At 73.0% G+C, this 869-nt stretch carries 1 protein-coding gene; it reads left to right on the top strand.

The window, feature by feature from the left end; genetic code table 11:
- On the top strand, positions 1–866 hold an 866-nt coding region (locus ACK586_RS25455), incomplete at its 5' end, for a transposase (protein WP_409333323.1).
- Between the last annotated feature and the right edge of the window lie 3 nt (positions 867–869).

Below are 869 nucleotides of genomic sequence, written 5' to 3'. Positions count from 1 at the left end.
AGCGCGCCGCCCGCGACCAGCGGCGGTTGCTCAACCGGCTGCGCGCCGACCTGCAGATCACCTACCCCGCGGCGCTGGCTATCACCGGCGGCGATCTCGGCGCGCCCACCGTGCTGCGGCTGCTGGAGCGCTGGCCCACCCAGGCCGAGCTCGCCGCCGCTGCGCGCGAGGAACTGACCGCGTTCGCCCGGGCCGGCAAGCACGGCTGGCCCGACCGGTTCGCCGACAAGGTGGCCGACGCACTTGCCGCGCCCTCGCTGCCCACCCGCGACTACCTCGTGCGGGCCAAGGCCGCCGGCATCCGGCTGGCCGCCGTGCAGCTGCTGGCCCTGCACGAGGCCCGCCGCGGCTGGGCGGCTCGGATGACCGAGCTGCTGCTCGGCGGCCGGCGCACCGGCCGTGACCACACCGTCAAGGACCCCGACCCGCCGAATGCCTTCCCAGGCGGGGCGATCTACCTGAGCTTCCCCGGCCTGGGAGACATCCTCGCCGCTCGGGTCGCCGGAGAGATCGGCGAACACATCGACCAGTTCGACACCCCGAACGGACTGCAGTGCTACGCCGGACAGGCCCCGGTCACCCGCCGCTCCGGCAAGAGCGACTTCGTCGTCGCCCGCCGGCTGGCGCACAACCGCTACCTCGGCACCGCCGTCCACCAATGGGCCTTCTGCAGCCTCACCAGAAGCGGCTGGGCCCGTGAGTTCTACGACGCCAAAATGAAGGCCGGAAAGAGCCACCACGCCGCCCTGCGCGCCCTCGGCAACCGCTGGCTGGAGATCCTCTGGCACTGCCTCACCCGAGGCGTCCTCTACGACGAGGGCGTCCACCAAGCCAACCGCAACCGAGCCCTCGGCAACGCCGCCTGAGCC

The sequence above is a fragment of the Trujillonella humicola genome (assembly GCF_046233715.1).
Classification (GTDB): Bacteria; Actinomycetota; Actinomycetes; order Mycobacteriales; family Geodermatophilaceae; genus Trujillonella; species Trujillonella humicola.
Note: the sequence above shows the minus strand (reverse complement) of the source record. Positions and strands in the feature narration are given on the sequence as shown.